This window comes from Rhodococcus sp. NPDC127593, from assembly GCF_042671975.1.
In the GTDB taxonomy this organism is placed as follows: Bacteria; Actinomycetota; Actinomycetes; order Mycobacteriales; family Mycobacteriaceae; genus Rhodococcus_F.
The window spans coordinates 1-2,239 of record NZ_JBHXWI010000155.1 but is presented as its reverse complement, the minus strand read 5'-3'; the positions used below and the strand labels follow the sequence as shown (position 1 = coordinate 2,239).

3 protein-coding genes are annotated in these 2,239 nt (G+C 63.7%); all 3 read right to left on the bottom strand.

What is annotated here, in order from left to right; genetic code table 11:
* On the bottom strand, window positions 1–245 hold a 245-nt coding region (locus tag ACFVJ3_RS49305; RefSeq protein ID WP_378459017.1), incomplete at its 3' end, for a glutathione S-transferase N-terminal domain-containing protein.
* A 66-nt stretch (window positions 246–311) separates the two neighbouring features.
* The gene (locus ACFVJ3_RS49300; protein ID WP_378459016.1) at window positions 312–992 is read right to left on the bottom strand and encodes an SDR family oxidoreductase; all 681 of its coding nucleotides are present in this window, start codon (window positions 990–992) and stop codon (window positions 312–314) included.
* Window positions 993–1,007: 15 nt separating this feature from the next.
* A partial coding sequence (locus ACFVJ3_RS49295) for a CaiB/BaiF CoA transferase family protein (RefSeq protein WP_378459015.1) occupies window positions 1,008–2,239 on the bottom strand: 1,232 nt, incomplete at its 5' end.

Sequence of the window (2,239 nt, the reverse complement as noted above, 5' to 3'; positions counted from 1 at the left end):
AGCTTGTCGCCGTACTTGTCCTTCAGGTAGGCGATGATCGTGTTGGAGTCGCCGACTTTGGTTCCGTCGCTGTCGACGATGTACGGCAGCTTGCCGTGGGGCGAGTCCTGGTCGAGGGTCGCCAGGTCCTGCGTCTTGTGTTCGAAATCGACACCCGTGAACTTCAGGTAGTTGACTACCTTCGTGACGTAGGGGCTGATGTCCGGGATCCCCCAGGCGGGAACATATCCGTAGACGGTGATCATCGTGTGTGTCGTCCTTCTGTCTCGATGGGATGGAGATTCACTGGCGAACAGGGTGCGAGCTGTTGCTCACCACTGCAGGAAGGTGCCATTCGAATGCTGGAACCGGCCCGAGTTCTCGGGGGTGAGGTTGTCGATGTTCTTGATCAGTCCGGTGGCGGCCTGTTCCGGGGTGATGTAGGTGTGATCGCCGGGGAAGTCCTTGGTCAGGTCGGTGGCGACCATGCCCGGATGGAGCATGAGCACGCTGATGCCGTTCTTGGACAGGTCGTGGTGCAGGTTCAGGCCGGCCATGTTGGCGGCGGCCTTGGAGATCCGGTAGCTGTACATGCCACCGGAGGTGTTGTCGCCGAGGGATCCGACCCGGCTGGTGACGATGCCGACCTTCGCGCCCTCGTTGAGCAACGGACGCACTGCTTCGATCGTGCGCAGCGGTCCGAGGGTGTTGATCTCGATTTGCTTGCGGACCAGGTCGTAGTCGATCGCGCCCAGTTCGTCGAGCCACATGACCCCGGCAACATGGATCAGGGCGTCCAGTTCGGTTCCCGCTGCAGCGAGCCGTGACGCGAGCGCCTCGACCGATTCCTGCGATGTGACATCGACGTTCGGCTCGACGGTGATGCCGTCGGCGGTGAGGTCGGCGCCGTCGAACAGGCAGGCGGCGATGACGTCATCGCCGCGCTCGTGCAACTGGCGGACGATCGAGTGAGCGATGCCCTTGTCGGCACCGACGACCAATACTGTGGACACTGTCCAAACTTCCTTTCAGGCGAGGACGCCGGCGGTGGCGTCCTGCTCGGTTCCGATGATCTTCTGTGCAGCGAGCGAAGCGATTTCGTCGTTGCTGTAGCCGATTTCTGCGAGGATCTCGCCGTTGTGCTGGCCGAGCAGCGGCGCACCCCTGGGTGCATCCGGGACGGTGCCCAGGAACCGGGCCGCCACTCGTGCCTGCCGCAGACGCCCGGCTACGGGGTGCTCGGATTCGACGATGATCTCGGCGGCCTTGACCTGCGGGTGTTCGATGACCTCTGCCCGCGTGAGGATGGGTGCGGCCGGCACGTCGAAGGTGTCGAGCAGCGCCAACCACTCGGCAGAGCTCTTGTCCAGCAGCACAGATTGGATGAGTTCCAAACGCTCATTGATGTGCTTCGATCGACCCACCGGGGTGGAGAACCGCTCGTCCTCGATCCACTCGGGGTGACCGAGTGCCTTGCACATGCTCTGCCATTCGCCGTTGCTGTTCGTGGCGACGGTGATGTAGCCGTCCGCGGTCTGGTAGATCAGGTCGATGAAGCTGCCGCCCTGCGACAGCGGCACCGGCTGGTCCGGGAACGTGTAGGCGCCCATGTCCGATGCCCACAGGAACGACAGCACCGCCTCGAGCATCGAGAGCCGGATGTGCTGTCCCTCCCCGGTGCGTTCGCGGGCGAACAGTGCCGCCGAAAGTGCTTGGGAGGCAACAATGGCGCTGAGTTTGTCGGGGAGGATCGTGCGGATCAGGCGGGGCCGTTCCTCATCGGACCCGGCCTGCACGGTGGTCAGGCCGGTCAGGGCCTGAATCAGCGAATCGTAGACCCGCTGGCCGGCGGCGGGGCCGCGTTCACCGAATCCGCTCATCGAAAGATAGATCAGCCGAGAATTGAGCGGGGCCAGGTCGTCGTATCCGATGCCGAGGCGCTCGACGACGCCCGGCCGGAAGTTCTGCACCACGACATCCGCCGTGGCGACCAACTTCTTCAGCACCGCAACACCTTCCGGTGTCTTCAGGTCGAGGGTCAGGGACCGCTTCGACCTGTTGACGTTGACGAACATCGCCGACATGTCGCCGGAACGATTGGGCAGGGAGCGGACGTGATCGCCCCTGCCGGGCACCTCCACCTTGACGACGTCCGCGCCCTGGTCGCCGAGGATGTCCGTGGCCCAGGGGCCCGACATCATCGAGCACAGGTCGACGATCTTGATTCCGGTCATGGGGCCGCTCATGAAGGGCACCTTTC